Genomic DNA, 23,382 nt, shown 5'->3' on the forward strand with positions numbered 1-23,382 from the left:
AAATTAACAATTAACTAATTTATAATTCACTTTTATACCTTATTCTGCCTCAAAAGCATCATCAAAATCACAGGAATTCCAAAAATTGAGCTTATAACATTCAATGGAATCTGAGATTTCTCAGCGACGATTGAAAATAATAGCATCATCAACATTCCCAAAAACATATTTAAAATCCATTGCTGCCAAAGTTTTGCAGGGTTATAAACCAGTCTGCAAAAGTGAGGAACAATGATTCCTATAAATAAAATGGGTCCCAAAAATGCTGTAATAGAAGCCGAAAGTAGGGAAGAAGCTACAATGATTAATACTTTTAATCGATTCAAATTTACTCCTAAACTTTGTGCGTATGAAGTTCCTAATGAATTTCCAATGAGAGGTTTTATGGTTTTAAAACAGATAAATAATCCTATCAAAACTAAAATTGACAAAACATAAATCTGATTTCTCGTCACCATATTATTAGCTCCAAATGACCATAAAATATAGTTTTTCAGACTTTGATTTTCAGCATAAAATTGAAGTAATGAAACAATCGCTCCGGCAAATGCGGAAACCAAAAATCCAAAAATAATTAAGTAAGATTTATCCTGAAATTTATTCGACATTGATAACAAAACCAACATTAGTAACAAACTTCCTCCGATTGCGGCTAAACTTAAAAAACTATTTTGAAGAAACTCAGGAAGAATAATACTGCTTGAAAAAAATATATAAAAAGCGACTGATAAACTTGATACAGAAGTGATTCCTAAAATGTCCGGTCCGGCTAAAGGATTTTGGAAATATTCCTGCATCAGAAAACCTGAAGTGGGAATCGAAATTCCTGCTAAAAGCATTACTAAAACTCTATTTACCCGAATTTCAGCAATTTGGCTATTAGAAGATTCTGTGAAAAAATCCAGAAGATTTAGCCTTAAAAATCCTGTGTTCAAATTAGTAATCGCCGTCAGAATTATTGCGATTAGCAAAAGAAAACACAGAATTTTAAATTTTTTAGACATTAGAGATTTTAACTAAACTTTATTTCAAAAGAGAAGATATTTTCTCGTTAAGCTGGCTTTCACTCATCATTCCCAAAGTTTCATCGGTTTTACTGCCTCTTCTCATAAAAGTAAAAGGAATTGCTCCACCATCCCATTGTTTAAAATTTGATTGGAAAAAATTGGCATCCAAAAGTTGTCCGTCCAATAAAATTGTATGATTTTGAATTCCGTGTTGTGCTGTAAAACGGGGAACTTCCGTATTCCAGATTTCTTTTTGATCTAAACTTACAAAAGTAATTTTTACAGGTTTATTTTTTAATTCTTCAATTTTTGTTTTGAAATAAGGAATTTCTCTCACACATGGTCCACACCAAGTCGCAAAGAAATTTGTAATGTATAATGTGTCATTTTTTTTCTGTAAATAATCTGAAGTTTCTTTTGTTGACAAAGCTTTCAATGAATTAATTACGGGTTCAGGTTCCACAGTATTTTGAGTATCTATAGAATCGATTGTGGTAAGATTCTCTTCCGTTTTTTCGGCTTCTTTTTTACAACTTACCAAAGCGGTAATCAAAAGCGTTGATAAAATTATTTTTTTCATACGGAAATATTTATTGGTTTTAAGGTTTCCATCATCGGCATCTCACTTAATTCTGTTTTAAGAAAAATTGACACAATGATGATTTCATAATTATTTTTTATTTATTTTTGAAATGCAGTATGGAACAACAAATCTATAAAGGGAAACTGACGCAGTTTCATCGGTTAAAAATAGCTAAAAAAGAAAAGCTGACCAAAAATACTTTTTCTTTGGAGCTCGAAATTCCTGAGGATTTGAAAGAGAATTTTCAATTTGAAGCAGGACAGTTTGTTAGCATTAAATTTAAATCTCATGGTGAAGATGTTATTAATGATTATTCGATGACTTCGGCTCCGTATGAGCAAAAAATAAGTTTAGGAATAAAAATAAATTCACAAGAAGGAGCAGCTTCTCAATTATTTGATAATTACGACATTGGAGATGAAATTTTGGTAAGCGAGCCAAACGGAAGATTTACTTTAGTTTCAAAACCCCATGAATTCAGAACGATTGTTGGTTTTGCTGCAGGAATAGGAATTACTCCTATTTTAAGCCATTTTAAAAATATTCTTCACAACGAACCACGAACTAGACTTTTTCTTTTTTTGGGAAATAAAAATACTGAGGATTTAATCTACAGAGATTTGCTGGATGATTTAGCTAAAAAATATAACGACAGACTACAGATTTTCTATTTTTATTCTCAGGAAAAAACAGCAGATCAGCTTTTTTATGGAAGATTGGATGCTAAAAAATTAAATTTAATCATCAATCAGATTTTGCATTTGGATGATACCGACGAAGAGTCTACAATTTGGGATGCCGTAGATGAAGTTTTGATTTGTGGAAAAGGAGAGATGATTAAAACTTTGGCAAACGCTTGTTATCATCATGGTATTCCGAAGAAAAATATTCATTTTGAATTATTTGAAGAGTTTAATGACGATATTTACCCAATAGAAGAAGAGTTTCCTTTGATTACAGATGTCCAGGTAGATTTTAAGATGCTTGGGAAATTATATAAGTCTGAATTACAAGATAATCGAGAGAAAATTTTGCAACAGTTATTAACTCAAGGATTTCCTGTCCCATATTCTTGTAAATCTGGAATTTGCGGAAGTTGTGAATGCACTCTGGAAGAAGGTGAAGTTGAACTTCTCGAAAATGAATATTTAACAGAAAAAGAAGAAGCCCAAGGGAAAATTTTAGCTTGTATGTCTATTGCTAAAACAAAGAAAATAAAACTTAACTTTGATTTTAATTGAGAATCATCCGATACATATTCAAATTATTCTTCGTATCAGTAGAAATTGTTTTTCTTCTGATGTGTTTGTCGAATGCTTGGGTTTTCGGTTTAACCAATGGTAGAACATACAATAAAATCTCAAAAATTCCTCCTCGAGAAATTGCTTTGGTTTTGGGAACATCACCAAGAATGCGTTCCGGACTTTCAAATCCTTATTTTACCAAAAGAATGGATGCAACTGCATTGTTGTATCATCACGGAAAAATAAAAAAAATCATTGTAAGTGGCGAAAAAAGCAAAGGCTATAACGAACCTGCTGCAATGAAAAATTATCTGATTTATCAAGAAGGTGTTCCGGAAGATATTATTATTGAAGATCCGGAAGGTTTTAATACGTATAAAAGTATTTTACGTTGCAAAGACGTTTATAAAAAGAAAAATGTGATTATAGTTTCGCAAGGATTTCACAATTTAAGAGCTTTGTTTTTTGCAAGAAATAACAATATGAATGCTTTGGGCTTCGATGCACAAGATGTTACAAAACCTGAAAGTTATTACAGAAACCAATCTCGCGAAATTCTCGCAAGAGTGGCCGCTGTAGTTTATTTTACTTTGGGAATTTCTCCAGATTAGAAAGGATATCCGAAGGCAATATTTAAAGTTGGTTTCAATGGTTTAATGTCATTAAATCTCCATCTTTCACCATCCGGTTTGTTGGGATCATAGATTTTATAGGCTAAATCTACTCTTAATGTGATGTAAGCAACATTCACTCTAAGTCCGAATCCGCTTCCAACTCCCATTTCTCTGATGAATTTATTGAATTTAAACTGATCATCAAAACCATTATTCTCGGTATTCCAAACGTTACCAATATCCGTGAAAATTGCCCCTTGATACATATCTGTAAATGGAATTCTGTATTCGATATTTGTGGTCAATTTTATATTTCCCATCAAATAAGTACGCACTCTTTCATCAATCTGAGATCCACCCGGACCTAAACCTCCAAATGCAACCCAAGCTCGAATATCATTAGCTCCACCATTAAAATAAGATCTTACAAACGGCATTGTAGAAGAGTTTCCGTAAGGAATTCCTAAACCTACAAACTGACGAAGAACTAAAGTATGATCTCCATTAAACTTAAAATATTTTCTTATATCAAAATCAAATTTCACAAACTGAGCATAAGGAATTCCAAAAATTGTTCTTTCTGGGCTTCTTAAAATTCCACCACCATCATTTCTTTTCTGATTAAAAAGACTTGGAATATTTCCGGCTAATTCAACTTTTCCATTAAAATAAAAAGCGTTTGGATAATCTTTTTTACCAATTTCGTTATAAACAAAATTATAAACCATAGATGAAATTAAAACATCCTGTGTTTGTCTGTCTTTATTGGTAAGTGTTCCCAGAAAAGATAATAAATCATCGGCTTTTTTAGCATCAAGTGTTGCAACATAACCAAGATCTTTAATAATCTGTTCAGAAACCTGATCTCTCGTTAATATTCCTGCTTTAAGTTCCTGTTGAGCTGTTGGATTATAATTAAAATAATCACTAAAAACAGTCTCTCTAATTGCATTATCACCTACGAAAAAGTCGTAATAACTGTCTTTGTTTTTAGTTAAACTAAAAAGTGTATTAAACAGTGTTAATCTATGCGAAACCTGATCGTTAACGTTGGCAAAATAGTTTAAACCTGTATTGAAATTGGTTCTTCCCAAACCAATGTTATTCTGTACCGAAGCTCCTAAAACAATTGATGAAGTAGGAGTATATCTTTTCGGAATTAATTTATAATAATTAAATGGCAAAAGCAATCTTGGGAAACTTAATGAAGCTTGTGCCGAATATTCATAAGCTAAAATTCTTTTATCTAAATTTTTAGGATTTCTGATAGATCCGAAAGTTCCTGCAAGACTCGTCGTTAAATTTTCTGCACCTCTGAAAACATTTCTTGTCGTTAAATCTACAGAAGGAGAGATTCCCCAATTTAAAAACTGAGAATAATTTAAATCTGTTCCAACTTTTAAGTCATATTTATCAAGAGGTTTTAAGATGTACAAAACATCTACAATACTGTCATTTGGTGTTGTTCCACCGCCTTGTCTCAAAGAATCTCTGGCTTTCAAGATGCTGAAATTATTCATTGCCAAAAAGTTTCTCTTAGTAAGATCTAATTTTTTCTGATCATAAACTGCTTTATTATCAACAATCACAGCTCTCCACAATGCTGCGGATTTATAATTATCATTTACTTTATGAAATCTTACTCTTCTTAAACTGTCTTTAACGGTTCGTCTCGGGAAATCTCTGTTACGATCAACAATTGCAACATCGATATTTCCGAAAGTGGCTCTTTTATAAGGACGATCTATCGAATCTTTATGAATTTCCAAAACCAAAGGAACTTCTTTTCTGCTTCTCAAAGAATCTGCAATGAAACCAACTTCATCATTTCCTGCATTAAAACGGTAATATCCATTTTCTCGCATCCAATCATTAATTCTTGTAATTTCTTTTTCTAAAACAGTCTGATCGAGCAGTTTCCCGCTTCTTACTAAACTTTCGTTGATTCTTTGCTGAAAAAGTCCTCTGATTCCCGGATCTGGAATATTGTAATAATATTCTTTAATGTTAGTTGGGCTGTTGTGTTTAATTGAATATTGTACAGAGGCTTTTTTATTGGCAGAATCCAATTTGTGAGCAAACTTCACTTCAGAATCCCAAAAACCTCTGTAAGTCATTCTTTTTTCGATAGACTGAGCACTTTTTTCAGTTCTTGTCTGATCTAAAATTACAGGCGGAGTTCCCCAATTATGGTACAATCTATCCATAAAAAGACTTTTCCCGACGCTGCTTTGCATATTATATTTAATGAAAAGAGAATCCCGAAGTTTTTGATTTCTCATTTCACTAGGATACGTCATATATTCATTAAGGATTGTATCGTATTTAGGATTGGCTGCATTATATAAAAGAAGGCTCAAAGGCATGAAAAGCAATTGCTTTTTATTGGGCTTTTGCTGAACATAATCTTTCAATTCTTCATCGAAAAACTGTTTCTTGTCTTCAAACTCAAAATTGTTCTGAGTAAGCAGGTATTCTCCATCCGGAACTTTTTTTGTGGTACTACACGCATAAAGTAAACCGACAAATGTTGCAAATGATATTATTTTATAATATTTTTGAGGAGAATTCTTAAAATGCTTACAGCTCATACAATTAAAATTTTACAGTCTTTAGATAAAAAGAAGTTCAGGCAAAAATACAATTTGTTTTTGGTTGAAGGGAATAAAACTATTCTTGAACTTCCTAATTCTAACTTTAAAATTAAAGAAATATTTTCTACAGAACCTAACAATTTTCTGTCCAAAGAAGTACAATTTACACAGATCTCTGAAAATGAACTCAAAAAGATAAGTTTTCTACAAAATCCTAAAGATTCTGTAGCTGTTTGTGAATTATTAGAAAAATCTCAGTTTAAGGATAAAGACTTTCAATTGGTTTTAGATGGAATCCAAGATCCTGGAAATTTGGGAACGATAATTCGTTTGGCAGATTGGTTCGGAATTGAGCAGATTGTTTGCAGTGATGATACGGTAGATTTTTATAATCCTAAAGTAATTCAGGCAACAATGGGATCTTTTACACGAGTAAATATCGTGTACTGTAATTTGGTTGAATACCTTTCAAATACAGAAAATATCAATATTGGAACTGATATGGATGGTGAAAATATTTACAATTTTGAAAAACCGAAAAAGATCAATTTAATTTTAGGAAACGAAGGAAACGGAATGCGTGACGAAACAGAAAAACTCCTTCACAAAAAAATAAGCATTCCAAGATTTGGGAAATCACAATCTACAGAAAGCCTGAATGTTTCAATGGCCGCAGGAATTATTCTTGGTCAAATGTTTTCAAAATAGAAAAGAAATTAGAAATTAGAGGTTAGAAATTAGTAAAACAAATTTTATTTTAAACTAACTTCTAACCTCTAGATTCTAACTTCTCAGATTATATAAGTTGCTCCATACTGGAAACACTTTTTGTTTTTTGATAAGCTTCCAACTTGGTACGAACAAATTTTAAAGCCATAGGCGCAACATAAATTAACGCAGCTCCTAAAATTTTCTTTTTCCAGTTTGAACTTTTCATGTTTTTCTTTGCATAATTTGCCACAAAAGCAGTTACTGCAAGTTTTATAACGGTATCTATTGCATCTCCTTTAAAAGCTCCGCCAGCGATTCCCATTGCCGTATTCCTGCTAAGGAAAAGATCTTTCACTTCAGAGGTGATCTGTTTTGCGATGACATCTTTTCTGATAACCGTTTTTTCTTCACCTTCTTCATCAATCTGTTCTTTCAAATACTGATCTGTAAGCCCATTTGTAAATGCACTTAGACTTTCCTTTGTATTTTTAAAAGTTAAAAGATTTTCTAAATCACTTATTTCACCTTTTAAAAGTCTCTTTTTTCTTTTTAGCTCTTCCAGACTCTCGTAATTTCTTCCCATATTTTAGTGATTTAAAAATTCAATTACTTTATTTGCAACCATATGCACGATTCGTTTCTTAAAGGTAGCAACTAAAATCATTATTACAAAATAAAATGCCGCAACAATTAAAAACCCGTAAGAAGTATTATTGAGTGCTTTTCCTAATAAAAAAGCCAACCCAAAGTTAAAAAGAATAATAAAAAAGGCAAAAGCTACCAATAATATCACAAGATAAGCGATAACACCTGCCGAGATTGAAGATTTTTCTGTAGCTTCAATTTTAAGCAAATCTATTCTTTTTGATGCGTATTCTTTTATAGTTTCTATCATCCTTTTATTTTTTAAAAGTTACAAAAAAAGGAACTCTTTAGACTAAAGTTCCTTTTTTATTTAATTAAAATTAAATGTTATTATTTAAGATCGTTCAAGCTAGACTCTACATCTTTTACCATGTCAGTCGTTTTAGAAACGATTTGATCTTTGTATTTATCGTATCCGTCTTTCACAGTGTGAGCAACGTTATTTGCAGTTTCTTTGAAAGTAGTAGAGATGTTACCATATTGGTCTTTTACTTTTTCAGAAACTTCACCGAACTTATCTTTTGCCTGATCCTTAAGATCGTTTGCTTTATTCTTGATTTTTTTTCTTGTTTCTTTACCTTCTTCCGGAGCGTAAAGCATTCCTAAAATTACACCTGCTGCAGCACCTGCTAAAAGTCCTGCCAAAATACCCGCTGTATTGTTTTCTTTTCTAGACATTTTTTGTTTTTTTAATAGTTAATAAATACTAGTTTTACGTTTTAAAAGGTTACAATTAATATACCAAAGCAGGTTTATCTAGTAAAAAGTATTGATTTTTGTTATCTGCAACAAAATAGCGTCAATAGTTTGACTTTTTGTCATCTTTGTATTGTCAATCAAAATTGCATCTTCAGCTTGCTTTAAAGGCGCAATTTCTCTTTCACTATCAATTTTGTCTCTTGCAATAAGGTTTTCTTTCACTTCAGACTCATTAGATTGTATTCCCATAGCAAGAAGTTCGTTATATCTACGTTTTGTTCGTTCATCTATACTTGCAGTAAGGAAAAATTTAAAATCGGCATCGGGTAAAACTACAGTTCCGATGTCTCTTCCATCCATGATAACTCCGCCGTTTCTTGCGATTGATCTTTGAGTTTCCAACAAAAAATCTCTTACTTCTTTTTGCTTCGCTATTAAACTTACATTATTTGAAACTTCAGCAGTACGAATTTCTTTGGAGACGTTGATATGATTTAAATATAAAACCAATTCATCCTCCACTTTTTTAAATTCAAGTTTGATGATATGAAATGATTTGAAAAGTTCCTGTAAATCGATATTTCCATTATCATCGGCACAGTTTTGTAAAGCAAACCAAGTGATACCACGATAAAGTGCACCTGTATCTAAGTGTACAATTCCAAATTTTTCGGCAATAATTTTTGAGATTGAGCTTTTTCCTGTAGAAGAATAGCCATCAATAGCAATTACTGGTTTTTTCATATCACAAATTTCAAGAAATTTTCTGAAAAAATCAAGTGGGTTTCAAGTATAAACCTGAATAATTTTAAATTTTATGGAAATTTATTGTCCTCTGTTACCACTCAAGTCAACAGAAATACCAATTTGGTTTACGTTGGAAGAGTTGTGATATCTTACATGGGCATAATCTAAACGGAATTTTGATATTTTTAAACCAAATCCACCAGAAATACCTGTGAAGTTTCTTTGATCTGCTACAGCTAATTCATTTCCTCTTCTTACATTATAACCTAATCTTATATTGAAGCCTTTTTCAGGGAAAAGTTCGGCACCTAAAGAAAAGTGATCGGCAAGTTTTCTTCCGAAACCAACTTCCTGTCCGTTAATATTATAATCGGTAGAAATGTTAAATTTCTGTAAATCGTGTGCGGTAATTGTAATTGCTAAAGGAATCGCTTTTAAAATTCTTGTATATCCTAAATCTATTCTAAAAGGAAGATTTTCTCTTTCTCCATTAAATGATTTAAACTGATAACCGAAGTTTCTAAAAACAACTGAAGCAACTTCTTTATTTAATTTATTGTGATACGTAACACCCGCAGTTCCTGAGATTGCAGAAGAAGTATACGTGTCGATTTTTGAAGTAACGAAATTTAATCCACCTCCAATCGTCCAATCTTCTTCAAACTGATAAGCATAACCGGCTCCTACAGCAACGTCTGAAGCTGAAAATTCTCCCATTTCAAAACCACTTTCGTCGGTTCTCGGGATATTTCCATAACTTAAATATCTTGCGTTTAAAGTTACCATGTGACCATTATCAAGGTCTTTAGCAAAAGCAACCGTTCCGAATTTTGAATCTGCCAAATAGGTCGAGGCATTTACAGAAAGCTGTTTATCTGAATCTTTATTCAACAAAGCCGGATTGGCAATGGCAAAAGATACATCGTAATCTCTCATGGTAATAGCGTCGCCACCTAAAGCAGCCTGTCTCGCAGAAACGGGAATATTTAAGAAAGAGTAAACGTTTGTTCCAGATTGTGCAAATGAAACAATTCCCGAAAGAAATAGTGAAAAAATTAGAACTTTCTTCAAATCAGTATTTAATTAATGCAAAAATAATCCTTTTTGCTACTTATCAAAATATTTCTGCCATTATTTATGTATAATATTTTTCTTTTTTCAATATTTATAATGATTATATTTGCAAAGTTAATTTTCGAGGAAATTAATTCTCAAAAACTATTATTAAAATTTAAGATGAAATATAAAAGAATCCTTCTGAAACTGAGCGGTGAGGCATTAATGGGGAACAGACAATACGGTATCGATACTGATAGACTGATGGAATATGCTCAGGAAATCAAAAAAGTGGTTGACAGAGGTTGTGAAATAGCAATCGTAATAGGAGGAGGGAATATTTTCCGTGGTGTGGCTGGAGCTGCAAAAGGGATGGATAGAGTACAAGGTGACTACATGGGAATGCTTGCAACCGTAATAAACGGAATGGCTTTACAAGGTGCTTTGGAAGATGCAGGAATCAAAACAAGACTGCAATCTGCTATCGAAATGGATAAAGTTGCAGAACCTTTCATTAAAAGAAGAGCAGTAAGACATCTTGAAAAAGGTAGAGTAGTGATCTTCGGAGCAGGAACAGGAAACCCATATTTTACAACAGATACCGCAGCAACATTAAGAGCTATCGAAATCGGAGCTGATGTTATCTTAAAAGGAACAAGAGTTGACGGAATCTACGACAGCGATCCTGAGAAAAACGAAAATGCAGTAAAATATAATTCTTTAACTTTCGAAGAAGTTTTTGAAAAAGATCTTAAGGTGATGGATATGACTGCCTTTACTTTAAGCCACGAAAATAAATTGCCAATTATTGTTTTTGATATGAATAAAGACGGTAATTTATTGAAAATTGTTGACGGGGAAAATGTAGGAACTTTAGTTAATTTATAATTAGATAGAAGATAATAGATTTTAGGGATTAGGTTTTTAACATTATAATTACTTATTACCCATTACTTATTACTCATCTTTAATCAATGTGTAACTTATCAAATTTTTATTATATAATGGAAGAATTAGATCTTATCGTAGAATCTGTAAATCAAGACATGGAAGGAGCTCTAAAGCACTTGGATCATGCATTTCAAAGAATCAGAGCGGGACGTGCGTCTACGAGCATGGTTCAGGATGTGATGGTAGAATATTATGGTGCTCCAACTCCTCTTAATCAGGTTGCAAACGTTTCTGTACCGGATGCGATGACCATTTCTATTCAACCTTGGGACAGAACAGCAATTGGTCCTATTGAAAAAGCAATCATTAATTCTAATTTAGGATTTGCACCTTCTAATAACGGTGAAAATATCATTCTGAATGTACCACCTTTAACGGAGGAAAGAAGAAAAGATTTGGCAAAACAGGCTAAAGGAGAAACTGAAGATACTAAAATCGTTGTAAGAAACGCAAGACAAAATGGTTTGAAAGAACTTAAAAAATTGGATGGTGTTTCTGAAGATTTAGTTAAAAATGTGGAAGCAACTATTCAGGAACTTACAGATAAGTTTGTGAAGGCTTGTGACGATCATTTGAAGACGAAGGAAGCTGAAATTATGAAAGTATAACTTTTGGTTTTTAAATATAAAAAAGAGGTTTCAGTGATGAAGCCTCTTTTTCGTTTTATTGAATACAAGTAGTTTTTCCTTTCTTGTCTTTATTTTTTAGAAGAACTTCAAAAGTTTTCTGTAGCTCTGAATACGAACAGTTCTTACTTTGAACATTCTGAACATTTTCAGGTTTCGGATTATTTTTAGAATTAGATTTAAGTGTAAATTTCTTTTCTAAACATTCGATAGGTTTTTCATTGACGATGTAAATTCGTTGCTGCGCAACTTCATCTTTTGTTTCAGGTTTTTCAGGAGTTCCACCGTCGAAATTCCAAACCGTATCATCTTTAAATATAAAATAAGGTTTACCATTTTTCAAGTAATAATTTTCTACTGAAGAAAAATGACTGTCTGCGTAAAAATGTTTGATGCTCTTCAATTCTCCGTTTGAACTGTAATAAACTACATTCCCCGAAATTTCATCACACTCATAATCAAAACTTGTAGAATCTAGTTTTTTAGCGATTAATTGATTATTTAATGATGCATATTCTGCTTTAATTTCATCAATTGTTTGCGGGGAATTATTATTTAAAGAATCTTTTGTTGAAATATTTTGTAAGCTATCTGAAGAAGATTTTACATCAATTGATTCTTTATTTTTGTTTTCACACGAAAATATAAAAATAAGACTTGGTAAAAGAATAAGCTTTTTCATTAAGTAAGATTTGGTTTTTTGAGAGAAGCAAAAAATATGCAGTTCTTTAATTTTAAATAAAAGATGCAGTTGAATTTTCAACTGCATCTTTTAGAGTAAATATTTTATTAATTATTTGGTTCAGCAATAATTCTGTATCCGTAGAATTGTGAAGAATTGGTTGTGGAATATTCTTTCATTAAAGCAATTTTATTCTTAGCTGTAATCCAAATAGACACAGGAATATCATTTTTTATTGATTTTTTGAAATTCTGAGTATATATATCTTTTAGATTTGATGTATTAGCTTCTGTATATTGCGGTATAGAGTAGAATTTCACAAAATAATTGTAAAGAAAATCTCTATCCATTTGTTTTATTTGATCCGTAGTATAATCATTAATATTATCCCATGAATTTGTCACCGATATATATGGATTACTATTTTCAAAACGATTATGAAAAACCAGTGAGTTTTTTGAAAGCGCATTAAAATATCCTATTGGAGTATTCTCAGAAAAATTATTCCAATTAGTTACAAGGAAATCTTTCTGGTTTGAAATTTTTAAATCAATATCATCTTTATAAGTAATCTTTCCACTTTTATATCCTAAAATACTCGCATTATAATTTCCAGGAAAATAAAAATTATGATTGAATTGAATTGTTCCAGTATTACCATTTTCAAGTTTTTCAAAAATCTTTTTTGTTCCATTATAGTCTGAAATCTTGAAAACCAAAGAATCCAAATGCTGAGCGAGATCTCCAAAATAAGTCGATTTATTTTTTTGTTCTAATTTAAAAATAAAACTTTCCAGAATATTACCTTCTTGTTTATCTACAAAAATTTTAAGTCCGATACTTTCTAAATCAGGGTTATTTACTATAGGAGTTTCTACAGAAACTAAATCTTCAATTTGCTCATCTGATTCTGAACATGAAATTAAAAAAATTCCAAGCAAAGATATTTTTAAAATATTTTTTAGCATATATTTAAATTAATTAAATTCACTATTTATTGAATAAATACAACTGCAAATATATTCATTTATTAGTGTTTTCACAACCCTACGAGAATTTTTTGATGAAATAATAGTCATTATATTAGATAATTTGTCTAATAAAAAAATCCGGAACTGAGTCCGGAAGTAAAATTTATTGATAACGTTTATGTTCTTTCTGTTTTACGAAGAGTTTCGTAAGCGGTTTGAAGAAGGTTTTGTACTTTTCAGAATCGAATAGTTGAGAATCTGTCAAAGCTTTGTAAGTCATTAAAATTCCAAAAGGAAATAAGATGATATTCGGAAGCCAAGCTGCAAGATACGGACTCATTTTTCCTGACCATGCAACGTTTTCAAAACCAACATTGATTACGTAGAAAATAATGAATATCACAATTGCGATAATAACCGGAACTCCCATTCCTCCTTTTCTGATAATTGATCCTAAACTCGCACCAATCATAAAGAAAATGATACATGTAAAAGAGTAGGTGAGAATTCTCTGCTGATAAATGACCACTTTACTGAAATATTTCACACTCGGATCAAGCTCTTTGTTTTTTGTATCTAAATTGGTTTTCAAATTATCCAATCTTGAATAGGCATTAGTCAAAATCTGAAGTTTTTTATCACCTTTTATCGAGTCTAATTTATACTGAGATTTTACCGGAGCTTTAGTTTTGTTTTTCTCCATATAAGTAACAACAGAGTTGGTTTGATTGATAATGTCATTACTGATATTTTCTGCAGTCTTGGTGTTATCTTTTTTAGTTTTATCAATGGTCGCTAAAAGTTCTGTGTAAGTCTGAAAACGGTAATCATCTGTAATTTGTTCTTTTTCGATGGCTTTATTAATCAGTTCACTGATGTCAAAATGCGTAACCAACGTATCAAATTTAATGGCTTGATCGGGTTGTTTAGCTCTTACATTATCCGATTTTCCGGCATGAGAATCTTCAATAATATAACCGTCAAATAGTTGAAGCTGCATAAAGTTTCTGTTTTTTGCATTGGCAAATTTTCCTTTTTTTGCAACAATTGTTTGCTGATTTTCAAAATTACTTGCTTTTTTATGGATGAAAATTCCGTCTAAATCTCGACCTTCTTCTCCCTGAATTTTATCAAATTTCACCATATAACCGGGAATCTGATCAATAAATTGTCCGGGAGTGAAATTTAGGGCGGGTTTGGTTTGAGCAATATTAAAAAGCATATTCTTTGCTTTTCTCTGAAAATCGGGAATGATATTATTTGAAAAGAAAAATAACATGACTGCTAAAACTGCAGTTACGCCCAAAAGCGGCATCATTACTCTCGTTAAAGAAATTCCGGCAGCTTTCATCGCAGCAAGTTCGTACCGTTCTCCCAATTCACCGAAAGACATGATACTTGCCAAAAGAACCGTTAAAGGCAAAACCATACTTACAACACTTACTCCAAGATAAAAAAGGAGCTTCATGATCTGTAAAGTCGTTAAACCTTTACCCATAAACTGACCAAGCTGAATCCAGATAATGTTTACAATAAAAATAAAAAACAGAACACTGAATATAAATAAAAACGGACCAAAAAAGGTCTTGATGATATATCGGTCTAATATTTTAAACATTCGCCAAAATTAATGAAAAAGCCACAAAGTTTTCTTTGTGACTTGAAATTTTAATATTTATTTAGAATTATAATTCTGTAACCAGATAATTTTTGAATTTTGCCTTGTCAAAAACAAACATATTCGGATCTAATTGCTGGTTTTCTTTATATTCTTTAATAGAAATTACAGAGATATCTTTGTTGTTTCCGTGTTGTTCAAGTTTAAGCATTTGCTTTTTCGCAGAATCTACATAAAGATATATGTATTTTAATCCGTTTGCTTTTACAGGAGTCAATTTAATTAAATCTGCACTTACGCCATCAACTGTTTTTTTACCGCTATATACTACATTGTAATCTTTTCTGTAAGACGTTAAATAATTGATAGGGGAGAACATCGTACTACTTCCGTTTGGTTTTGCAACCGTAACTTCCATATCCTCTGTATTGATATTGTAGATTTTATTTCCGTCGAAAATCTGTTCTGTTTCCATGATTTTCAACTTATATTTATCTCCTGCAGAATAATAAATTCCGGGTTCTGTTTTAGAAACAGCGCCGTTCATTCCGCTTCCAAAAGCAAATTTAAAATAAGAATTTTTCTTAGAATTGTAGTTTGCCGTAATATCGTCAAGTATCTTTTTTGCTTTAGCATCAATTTTCTGAGCCTGAACCAAACTCATACTTCCCACTACAAATGCTCCTAAAACTATTTTTGAAACTAATTTTTTCATTTTTATTTTTCTAATTTTTCTATTCTTTAGACTTTCATTCAAGCTGAAAGTTAAAAATTTTGATTTTCTGAATTTAATTTCGCAGATCTTCCAAAAACTGTTCCAAAGAATATAGATCACTAATAAGAACTTCTCTTGCTTTTGCACCGTTAAATCCACCAACAATGCCGCTTGCTTCCAACTGATCCATAATTCTTCCTGCTCTGTTATATCCTAATTTCAACTGTCTTTGAAGCATTGATGTAGAACCTTGTTGTGTTGAAACAATAATTCTTGCTGCATCTTCAAATAAAGCATCTTTTTCATTGGGATCAAATGCCCCGACTGTACTTGTTGCTTCTTCAGAAACAAATTCAGGAAGCATGAATGCTGAAGCGTAACCTTTTTGCTCACCGATAAATTCTGCCAATCTTTCAACTTCTGGAGTATCAACGAACGCACATTGAAGTCTTAAAATTTCATTTCCGTTAAAATAAAGCATATCACCTTTTCCAATCAGCTGATCTGCTCCTGTAGAATCCAAAATCGTTCTTGAATCCACACTTGAAATTACTCTGAATGCCGCTCTTGCAGGGAAGTTAGCTTTAATCATACCTGTAATTACGTTGACAGAAGGTCTTTGCGTCGCAACAATTAAGTGAATTCCTACCGCTCTTGCCAACTGCGCCAATCTTGCAATCGGAAGTTCAACTTCTTTTCCGGCGGTCATAATTAAATCTGCAAACTCATCGACCACCAAAACAATGTAAGGTAAATAACGGTGGCCGTTTTCAGGGTTTAATTTTCTTTCACTGAATTTTTTATTGTATTCCTTTAAATTTTTACAGAAAGCATTTTTAAGCAAATCATAACGCTGATCCATTTCGACGCAAAGAGAATTCAAAGTGTTGATTACTTTATTGGTATCGGTAATAATTGCATCATCAGAATCTGGAAGTTTTGCCAAATAATGTCTTTCAATTTTTGAATATAAAGAAAGTTCCACTTTTTTCGGGTCAACCATTACAAACTTCAGTTCACTTGGATGTTTTTTGTAAAGTAGGGAAGTCAAAATTGCATTGATTCCAACAGATTTTCCTTGTCCGGTTGCTCCCGCCATCAAAAGGTGAGGCATTTTAGACAAATCCGCCATAAAAACTTCATTAGAAATAGTCTTACCGAAAACAACTGGCAAATCCATATCTGTATTTTGGAATTTCTGAGAAGCAATCACCGATCTCATCGAAACCATCGTAGGATTTTTTCTAGGAACTTCAATTCCGATCGTTCCTTTTCCAGGCATTGGTGCAATAATTCTGATTCCTAAAGCAGAAAGATTCAAAGCAATATCATCCTGTAATTTTTTAATGGAAGCAACTCTGATTCCTGCTTCGGGAACAATTTCGTATAAAGTAACAGTTGGCCCAATCGTCGCTTTAATTTCAGCAATTCCGACGTTGAAGTTTTTAAGAAGCCCAACAATTTTATTTTTATTTTCTTCTAATTCTTCTTTATTAATAGAAATTTCTTCGTTACCATATTCTTTCAACAAATCGATTGGTGGCATTTGAAATTTAGCTAAATCCAATTTGTGGTCATATAAACCGTGTTGATTAACCAAATCTTGAGATAATTTATCTGCATCATCAATAATATCGATTACAGGAGCAACTTCTACTTTAAATTTAATTTCCTCTTGTGGCGGAGTAGAAAAATTAGAATGAACTTCAAAAGCATCTTCCGGTTTTATAGTAGGAATAATTGGTTTTGTATCTAAGTCTAAATTTAAAGTCGGTGCTAATTCTTTTTCCTGTTCGAAAGAAGTTTGATTGGGTGTTACAATCGTTTCAACATTTGCAACATTCAAATTCTCCTGAATAATTGGTTCAGATTTTACAACAGCTTCTTTAGTTTTTTTATTTTCCGAAATATCTGTTACGGTAATATTTAAATCTTTTTCTTTTTCCTCTTCTCTAATTTCTTCTTCCAATTCCTGATCTGCTTCAAAACTTTGCTCAGAATTAGGCATCATCGATTTTACTTTTCCAATTGTATTTTCGTTGATAGTATCCAATTTTGCTTTAATTGAGCTTGGACGAAGATTAAATTCAAGAATAAAATAAAGCGCAATACTCACAATTAAAACAACCCAAAGACCAACATCTCCAATGATTGCAGAAAGAGAATCCATAATCTGATAACCGTAAACTCCGCTTAAAACACCGCCATTTCCGTTACCTCTTGTAATTGCACCCAATAAAATTGGCAACCAGCAAATGAAAAACAAAGAATGCCCGAATGTCATCCAAGGTTTGAAAATTTTCTTCTTAAGAATCATCGTTCCGAACACAACGAAAAGAAATGCAACAATAAATGAAGCAATTCCTATACTTTCAAAAATGAAAATATTACCGAGCCAATCGCCCAGCTTTCCGAATATGTTGGATGATTTTATGGTCTTGTCTAATATTTTTCCTGCTTGGCTTTGATCTGCCTTCCAATTCATCAGATAGGAGACAAAAGAAAGCGTAAGCACTCCGGCAAAAACAATAAATGTTAATCCGAAAAAAATACGTGGTTTTGATAATATTTTGCCTGTTTCAGGCTGTTCTGGTTGTTTTTTTGGTGATTTCTTTTCCATAATGTCAGTCTGCGCAAATTTAATGTTTTTTTTAGATTTTAAATATTTTTTAGAAGAAAACACGTTTGTTTTTTGATGTGATATTTTATGACTGAAATAACAACTTTATTTTATGTTTTATTTAATTAAAATTCACTTATTAAGAATGTTTCAAAATAAGCTAAATCCCCTTTAAAATGACAAAAAACAGCTTTTTTTATCCGCCTTTCGGTTTATCATGCTTATTTTTGCATGTCAAGTAAAAAAAATATGAAGAAGATCCAAGATATTCTTATTTCAACCAGAACAATGGCAGTTCTATTGCTGGTTTACGCATTTTCTATGGCTTATGCAACGTTCCTTGAAAACGACTACGGAACACCCGCTGCAAAAGCCTTAATCTATGAAGCAAAATGGTTTGAACTCATTATGCTTCTTCTCATCATAAACTTTTGTGGAAATATAGCACGTTACCGTCTTTGGAGAAGAGAAAAATGGCCGGTTTTGGTTTTCCACCTTGCCTTTATTTTTATTTTCATTGGTGGTGCGATTACAAGATACATCAGTTTTGAAGGACAAATGACCATTAGAGAAGGTGAAACTTCAAACGAAATTGTAACAGACAAACAGTTCTTTAAGATTCAGATTGAAAATAAAGGTGATGTACTGAATTATCAGGATGTACCTTATTTGATGTCGCCTTTGCACAAAGATTTTAATGCAACCTATGACTTTCACGGACAAGAAATTAAAGTGAAAACTTTAGATTATGTTCAAAGAAAAAAAGACAGTTTAGTTGCTGATCAAAACGGTGCTGAATATCTTCACTTGGTTTCTACAGCTGAAACGGGAAGACAGAATATTTACATCAAATCCGGGGAAACAAAATCAATCAACGGAACTTTAGTTACTTTCAATAGAGCTATTGATGGTGCTGTTGAATTTAAACAGGAAAATGGACAAATGTTTATTAAAACTCCTGTTGATGCGACGTATATGACGATGGCAACTCAGGCAACCGGAAATACTACGAAAGACAAATTTCAACCTTTGGTTTTAAGAAGTTTATATAGTATTAATGAACTAAAATTAGTTGTTCCTGAGCCTCTTAGAAAAGGAAAATTGATAGCTTTTGAAGGCGATAAGAAGAAAGATCAGAACGTTCCAGACGCAATGACCATCGAACTTCAAGGTCCAAAAACAAAACAAATCGTAGAACTTTCTGTGGAAAGAGGAAATCCTAATGCTTACAAGCAAGTAACAATGGATGGATTGAATATTATGGTTGGTTTTGGTCCTAAAATCTATAACACACCTTTCGCAATTAAACTTGATGATTTCGTGATGGAAACATATCCTGGAAGTTCATCTCCAAGTGCTTATGAAAGTCACGTAAAAGTAATTGACGAAGGAAAACAGACACCCTATAAAATTTACATGAATAATATCCTTGACTATAAAGGTTACCGTTTTTTCCAGGCAAGTTATACGCCGGATAGAATGGGAACTTTACTTTCTGTAAACCACGATTACTGGGGAACTTTGATTTCTTACATCGGTTATACATTCTTATTCGGAGGTATGTTTGTAATGTTTTTCTGGAAAGGAACACACTTCTGGAAACTTAATAAAATGCTGAAAGACATCAATAAAAAAAGAGCAGCAACAGTTGTTTTATTATTCTTAAGCTTAACATTAAGTGCTCAGAAAATTGAAATGCATGGAACAGACGATGGAAGTGGTACCCATGTACATAAAGAAGGAGATAATCATACTCATGAAGTAGCTCCTCAAGCAGTTCAATCACAGGGAAATCAGCAGAATTCTAATTCTTTAGCTGCTCCTTTGACGAAAATGAGGATAATTTCGCCAGACGAAATTATTTCGAGAAATAAAATTAGTGAAGAGCACGCTGACAAGTTTGGCTATCTTTTGGTGCAGAATTATGAGGGAAGAATTGTTCCGATTAATACACAGGCTTTAGATATTTTAAGAAAATTGTATCAAAAAGATAAGTTTAAAGGAACGGACGGAAAATACTTAACAGCTGAACAGTGGTTTTTGTCAATTAATACAGATACACCAAGCTGGACGATGGTTCCTCTTATAAAAGTGGATGCGAAAGGAGGGAAAGCTCTTTTAAAACGTGTAAAGGCAAATGAAGATGGTTATACAACTTTGATGAATTTGTTTCCATCGGATGCTAACGGAAATCTAACTTATATTTTAGATGAAGAATATAACACAGCATTCCGTAAAAAACCAGCATTACAGTCTGAATATGACAAAGAGGTTATTAAATTAAACGAAAAAGTTCAGATTTTCAATGAATTTTTTAGTGGTCAGTTTATGAGAATCGTTCCTGTGAAAAATGACCCAAATCATACTTGGCATTCTTGGCTTGACCAAAAAATGGAACCAGATATGGAATCTCAGAAAGTAATGGGACCTTATTTTGCAGAAGCACTTCAAGCTCAAAAAACAGGAGATTGGAGCAAGGCAGATATTGAATTAAAAAAATTATCAGATTATCAACAGAAATGGGGGAAAGCAGTTGTTCCGGCAAAAGAGAAAGTTGATTTAGAAGTTTTTATCAATAAAGCAAACATCAACTTTTTCTTATTAATTTTCTACACTATTATTGGCGGATTAGTATTTGTTTTAGGTTTTGTGGAATTATTTAAGCCTACCAAAATTCTTAATAATATCATCAAAGGAATTATTTATATTGGACTTGTAGGTTACGTTATACACTTTTTAGGACTTATTGCAAGATGGTATATTTCCGGACATGCTCCTTGGAGTAACGGTTACGAAGCAATCATTTTCATTTCTTGGATAGGAGTTTCAGCGGGAATGATGTTCTATTTCGGATTTGGAAATCCAAAATTGAAACAACAAGATTCTGAAAAGAAATTATCAAATAAAAACCATTCTAATGCATTAATTCCAGCAGCAGGATTTATGGTTGCAGTAATCATGATGGGCTTTGCTCATGGAGCAGTAGCACTTAACCCGCAGATTACACCATTGGCACCGGTTCTTAAATCTTATTGGTTAGTTGTACACGTCGCCATTATTGTATCGAGTTACGGTTTCTTCGCATTGTCGATGATTATTGCCGTAATTACACTGATATTCTATATAATTACAGATAAAAAACAGTTCCAATTGCATAATGATTCTACATTAAAAGAATTGGCAATTGTATCTGAAATGTCTTTAACAATCGGGCTTTTTGCATTAACTGTAGGAAACTTCTTAGGTGGAATCTGGGCAAATGAATCTTGGGGAAGATATTGGAGCTGGGATCCGAAAGAAACTTGGGCATTTATCTCAATTATGGTGTATGCATTTGTTTTACACATGAGATTAGTTCCGGGACTGAGAAGCAGATGGGCATTCAGTGTAGCGACAATGTTCGCTTTCTGCTCAATGGTTATGACGTATTTCGGAGTGAATTATTACTTGAGTGGACTTCACTCTTATGCAGCAGGAGATCCTGTTCCAATTCCGGCTTGGGTATATATCGGTTTAGCAGCCATGTTTACTTTAGCATTAGTATCTTACTTTAAGTTTGTTGCTTTAAAGAAAAAATAAAATTCAATTTATATATTATTAAAAATCCCGAAAGAAATTTTTCGGGATTTTTTTGTTTTAAAATAATTTTAAACTCATCATTTATAATTCAAAATTTATCCATATCTTTATGATATCAAAATAATATCACTTTAAAAATTACAATCATGGAAAAAGTTTTAAAACCAATGTCAGGTTATTTGGCATTAATTCTTTCGTTAATCTTATTGGGAGTTTCAGTTTATCTTTTTATAACAGGAATCAATGACGGGGAAAATGTTGACGTAACTTATATTATTATATCAACTGTTGCTTTTTTTCTAATGTGCTTTTTATTGAAAGGATTAATGATTATTCAACCCAACCATTCCAGAGTTTTGAATTTCTTCGGAAGATATGTGGGAACGGTAAAAGACAACGGAATGTTCTTTATTAATCCATTATATTCATCTCAAAAAATGTCTCTACGTTCTGAAAACTTACAAGGACAAACATTGAAAGTAAACGATAAAATGGGTAATCCCATCGAAATTGGAGTAGTAATGGTTTGGAAAGTTGGAGATACTTATAAAGCAGCTTTTGATGTTGAAAGATATTCAGACTTTGTAAAAATGCAGAGTGAAGCGGCAGTTCGTCATTTAGCAATGAGTTTTCCTTATGACAATTTAGAAGATGATCATGCTCCGATTACTTTAAGAGAAGGTGGTGATAAAATCAATTCAATTCTTGAACAGGAATTAACAGACCGACTTTCAAAAGCAGGAATTATCATTCAGGAAGCGAGAATTTCGCACTTAGCCTATGCATCAGAAATTGCAGGAGCAATGCTTCAAAGACAACAGGCTACAGCAATTGTTGCAGCAAGAACTAAAATCGTTGAAGGGGCAGTCGGGATGGTTGATTTAGCTTTAAAGAAACTTTCAGAAGAAAATATCGTAGAATTGGATGATGAAAGAAAAGCAGCAATGGTAAGTAATTTAATGGTCGTTCTTTGTGGCGAAAAAGCAGCACAACCAATTTTAAATGCAGGAACGTTGTATAATTAAGGTTGAGCTAAGATTGATAACAAAGAGATTGTTGTAATTAATTAAAATTACAGTGTTCTTTGCTGAGTGAAACGCCTTTGCGAACTTAAAAATAATCACATTATAAAAAAATCTTTGCGCTCTTTGCGTTAAAAACAAAGCAATAAGAAAAACAGACAAAATGAAATCAGAAAAAGCTCAAAACTCTCCCGAAAACAAAAGCAAAAAATCTTTCGTGATAAGGATAGATGAATCGACTTATAAACTTCTTGAAAAATGGGCAAATGATGAATTTAGAAGCGTCAACGGACAGATTGAATATCTTCTTAGTCAAAGTTTAATCAATTCGGGAAGAAAGAAAAAAGAATAATTTAGTTTTAAACAAAAATCAAAAGCAGAGAATAATTTCTTTGCTTTTTTTATTCAGCAGCACCGGTAAAATATCCGCTGATAATGCTCCAGAAGTTTTTACCCATGAAATAAATAAGGGTAGAAGTGATGATACCTTTTACCGTAAAAAATACAATTCCCCAAATCCCGAATTTCTTCAGCATTTTTTTCCACCTTGTACTTTTTTCTACATTTTGTTCTTTTAAAACTTCCTTATTTTCCATTTCAGAGTAGTAAATATTGGTGTACAAAGATAGGCATGTTTAAAACGATTCCAAATAATAAATAGGTTAAAAAAAATTAAAATTTCCCAGTTGAGTAATATT

The 23,382-nt window shown here is 32.2% G+C and carries 22 protein-coding genes; 8 read left to right on the forward strand and 14 right to left on the reverse strand.

Annotation, left to right across the window (positions count from 1 at the left end; genetic code table 11):
* Positions 1-32: 32 nt before the first annotated feature.
* Both OF897_RS12880 and OF897_RS12885 read right to left on the reverse strand, forming a co-directional pair.
* Positions 33-1,004, reverse strand: a complete 972-nt coding sequence (locus OF897_RS12880; protein ID WP_267266095.1) for an iron ABC transporter permease — start codon at positions 1,002-1,004, stop codon at positions 33-35.
* Positions 1,005-1,023: 19 nt separating this feature from the next.
* The gene (locus OF897_RS12885; protein WP_267266096.1) at positions 1,024-1,587 is read right to left on the reverse strand and encodes a TlpA family protein disulfide reductase; all 564 of its coding nucleotides are present in this window, start codon (positions 1,585-1,587) and stop codon (positions 1,024-1,026) included.
* Between the two features lie 119 nt (positions 1,588-1,706).
* On the opposite strand from OF897_RS12885, the gene OF897_RS12890 reads away from it, so the two are divergent.
* Together OF897_RS12890 and OF897_RS12895 are read left to right on the forward strand one after the other, a co-directional pair.
* The gene (locus OF897_RS12890) at positions 1,707-2,831 is read left to right on the forward strand and encodes a ferredoxin--NADP reductase (RefSeq protein ID WP_267266097.1); all 1,125 of its coding nucleotides are present in this window, start codon (positions 1,707-1,709) and stop codon (positions 2,829-2,831) included.
* Between the two features lie 59 nt (positions 2,832-2,890).
* Positions 2,891-3,445, forward strand: a complete 555-nt coding sequence (locus OF897_RS12895; RefSeq protein ID WP_407648324.1) for a SanA/YdcF family protein — start codon at positions 2,891-2,893, stop codon at positions 3,443-3,445.
* Here OF897_RS12895 and tamL read toward each other — a convergent pair.
* Positions 3,442-6,039, reverse strand: a complete 2,598-nt coding sequence (gene tamL / locus OF897_RS12900) for a translocation and assembly module lipoprotein TamL (protein ID WP_267266099.1) — start codon at positions 6,037-6,039, stop codon at positions 3,442-3,444. The two genes, OF897_RS12895 and tamL, sit on opposite strands and share 4 nt — an antisense overlap.
* Here tamL and OF897_RS12905 point away from each other — a divergent pair.
* Complete coding sequence (locus tag OF897_RS12905) at positions 6,025-6,750, forward strand: TrmH family RNA methyltransferase (protein ID WP_267266100.1); 726 nt, start codon at positions 6,025-6,027, stop codon at positions 6,748-6,750. The two genes, tamL and OF897_RS12905, sit on opposite strands and share 15 nt — an antisense overlap.
* 88 nt (positions 6,751-6,838) lie before the next feature.
* Here the strand turns inward: OF897_RS12905 and OF897_RS12910 are convergent, their stop codons facing one another.
* From OF897_RS12910 to porQ, 5 genes are all read right to left on the reverse strand, one after another.
* Positions 6,839-7,336, reverse strand: a complete 498-nt coding sequence (locus OF897_RS12910) for a phosphoribosyl-ATP pyrophosphatase (RefSeq protein WP_267266101.1) — start codon at positions 7,334-7,336, stop codon at positions 6,839-6,841.
* A gap of 3 nt (positions 7,337-7,339) precedes the next feature.
* Positions 7,340-7,648: a phage holin family protein gene (locus OF897_RS12915; protein ID WP_267266102.1), complete on the reverse strand. Its 309-nt coding sequence runs from the start codon at positions 7,646-7,648 to the stop codon at positions 7,340-7,342.
* Between the two features lie 80 nt (positions 7,649-7,728).
* On the reverse strand, positions 7,729-8,076 hold the full coding sequence (locus tag OF897_RS12920; RefSeq protein WP_267266103.1) for a YtxH domain-containing protein: 348 nt from the start codon (positions 8,074-8,076) through the stop codon (positions 7,729-7,731).
* A gap of 78 nt (positions 8,077-8,154) precedes the next feature.
* The gene (gene cmk / locus OF897_RS12925; RefSeq protein WP_267266104.1) at positions 8,155-8,841 is read right to left on the reverse strand and encodes a (d)CMP kinase; all 687 of its coding nucleotides are present in this window, start codon (positions 8,839-8,841) and stop codon (positions 8,155-8,157) included.
* A gap of 81 nt (positions 8,842-8,922) precedes the next feature.
* A complete protein-coding gene (gene porQ, locus OF897_RS12930; protein ID WP_267266105.1) occupies positions 8,923-9,915 on the reverse strand; it encodes a type IX secretion system protein PorQ in 993 nt (330 codons plus the stop codon).
* A gap of 165 nt (positions 9,916-10,080) precedes the next feature.
* On the opposite strand from porQ, the gene pyrH reads away from it, so the two are divergent.
* Together pyrH and frr are read left to right on the forward strand one after the other, a co-directional pair.
* Complete coding sequence (pyrH, locus tag OF897_RS12935) at positions 10,081-10,788, forward strand: UMP kinase (RefSeq protein ID WP_066675610.1); 708 nt, start codon at positions 10,081-10,083, stop codon at positions 10,786-10,788.
* A 116-nt stretch (positions 10,789-10,904) separates the two neighbouring features.
* Positions 10,905-11,459 carry a ribosome recycling factor gene (frr, locus tag OF897_RS12940; protein WP_267266106.1) on the forward strand — a complete coding sequence of 185 codons (555 nt, stop codon included), beginning with the start codon at positions 10,905-10,907 and terminating at the stop codon, positions 11,457-11,459.
* Positions 11,460-11,514: 55 nt separating this feature from the next.
* On the opposite strand, the gene OF897_RS12945 is transcribed toward frr, so the two are convergent.
* The 5 genes from OF897_RS12945 to OF897_RS12965 all read right to left on the reverse strand — a co-directional run bounded on the left by OF897_RS12945 (position 11,515) and on the right by OF897_RS12965 (position 18,083).
* Complete coding sequence (locus tag OF897_RS12945) at positions 11,515-12,159, reverse strand: hypothetical protein (RefSeq protein WP_267266107.1); 645 nt, start codon at positions 12,157-12,159, stop codon at positions 11,515-11,517.
* 107 nt (positions 12,160-12,266) lie between these two features.
* The gene (locus tag OF897_RS12950; RefSeq protein WP_267266108.1) at positions 12,267-13,127 is read right to left on the reverse strand and encodes a hypothetical protein; all 861 of its coding nucleotides are present in this window, start codon (positions 13,125-13,127) and stop codon (positions 12,267-12,269) included.
* 166 nt (positions 13,128-13,293) lie between these two features.
* Positions 13,294-14,748: an LptF/LptG family permease gene (locus tag OF897_RS12955; RefSeq protein WP_267266109.1), complete on the reverse strand. Its 1,455-nt coding sequence runs from the start codon at positions 14,746-14,748 to the stop codon at positions 13,294-13,296.
* A 67-nt stretch (positions 14,749-14,815) separates the two neighbouring features.
* Positions 14,816-15,463: a LolA family protein gene (locus OF897_RS12960; protein ID WP_267266110.1), complete on the reverse strand. Its 648-nt coding sequence runs from the start codon at positions 15,461-15,463 to the stop codon at positions 14,816-14,818.
* 73 nt (positions 15,464-15,536) lie between these two features.
* Positions 15,537-18,083, reverse strand: a complete 2,547-nt coding sequence (locus OF897_RS12965; RefSeq protein ID WP_267266111.1) for a DNA translocase FtsK — start codon at positions 18,081-18,083, stop codon at positions 15,537-15,539.
* 249 nt (positions 18,084-18,332) lie between these two features.
* On the opposite strand from OF897_RS12965, the gene ccsA reads away from it, so the two are divergent.
* The 3 genes from ccsA (at position 18,333) to OF897_RS12980 (ending at position 23,036) form a co-directional block, all read left to right on the forward strand.
* Positions 18,333-21,662, forward strand: a complete 3,330-nt coding sequence (ccsA, locus tag OF897_RS12970) for a cytochrome c biogenesis protein (RefSeq protein ID WP_267266112.1) — start codon at positions 18,333-18,335, stop codon at positions 21,660-21,662.
* Between the two features lie 146 nt (positions 21,663-21,808).
* A complete protein-coding gene (locus tag OF897_RS12975) occupies positions 21,809-22,687 on the forward strand; it encodes an SPFH domain-containing protein (RefSeq protein ID WP_267266113.1) in 879 nt (292 codons plus the stop codon).
* 160 nt (positions 22,688-22,847) lie between these two features.
* A complete protein-coding gene (locus OF897_RS12980; RefSeq protein ID WP_267266114.1) occupies positions 22,848-23,036 on the forward strand; it encodes an Arc family DNA binding domain-containing protein in 189 nt (62 codons plus the stop codon).
* 49 nt (positions 23,037-23,085) lie between these two features.
* On the opposite strand, the gene OF897_RS12985 is transcribed toward OF897_RS12980, so the two are convergent.
* A complete protein-coding gene (locus tag OF897_RS12985; RefSeq protein ID WP_267266115.1) occupies positions 23,086-23,280 on the reverse strand; it encodes a hypothetical protein in 195 nt (64 codons plus the stop codon).
* Between the last annotated feature and the right edge of the window lie 102 nt (positions 23,281-23,382).

This window comes from Chryseobacterium formosum, assembly GCF_026460885.1.
Taxonomy (GTDB): domain Bacteria; phylum Bacteroidota; class Bacteroidia; order Flavobacteriales; family Weeksellaceae; genus Chryseobacterium; species Chryseobacterium formosus.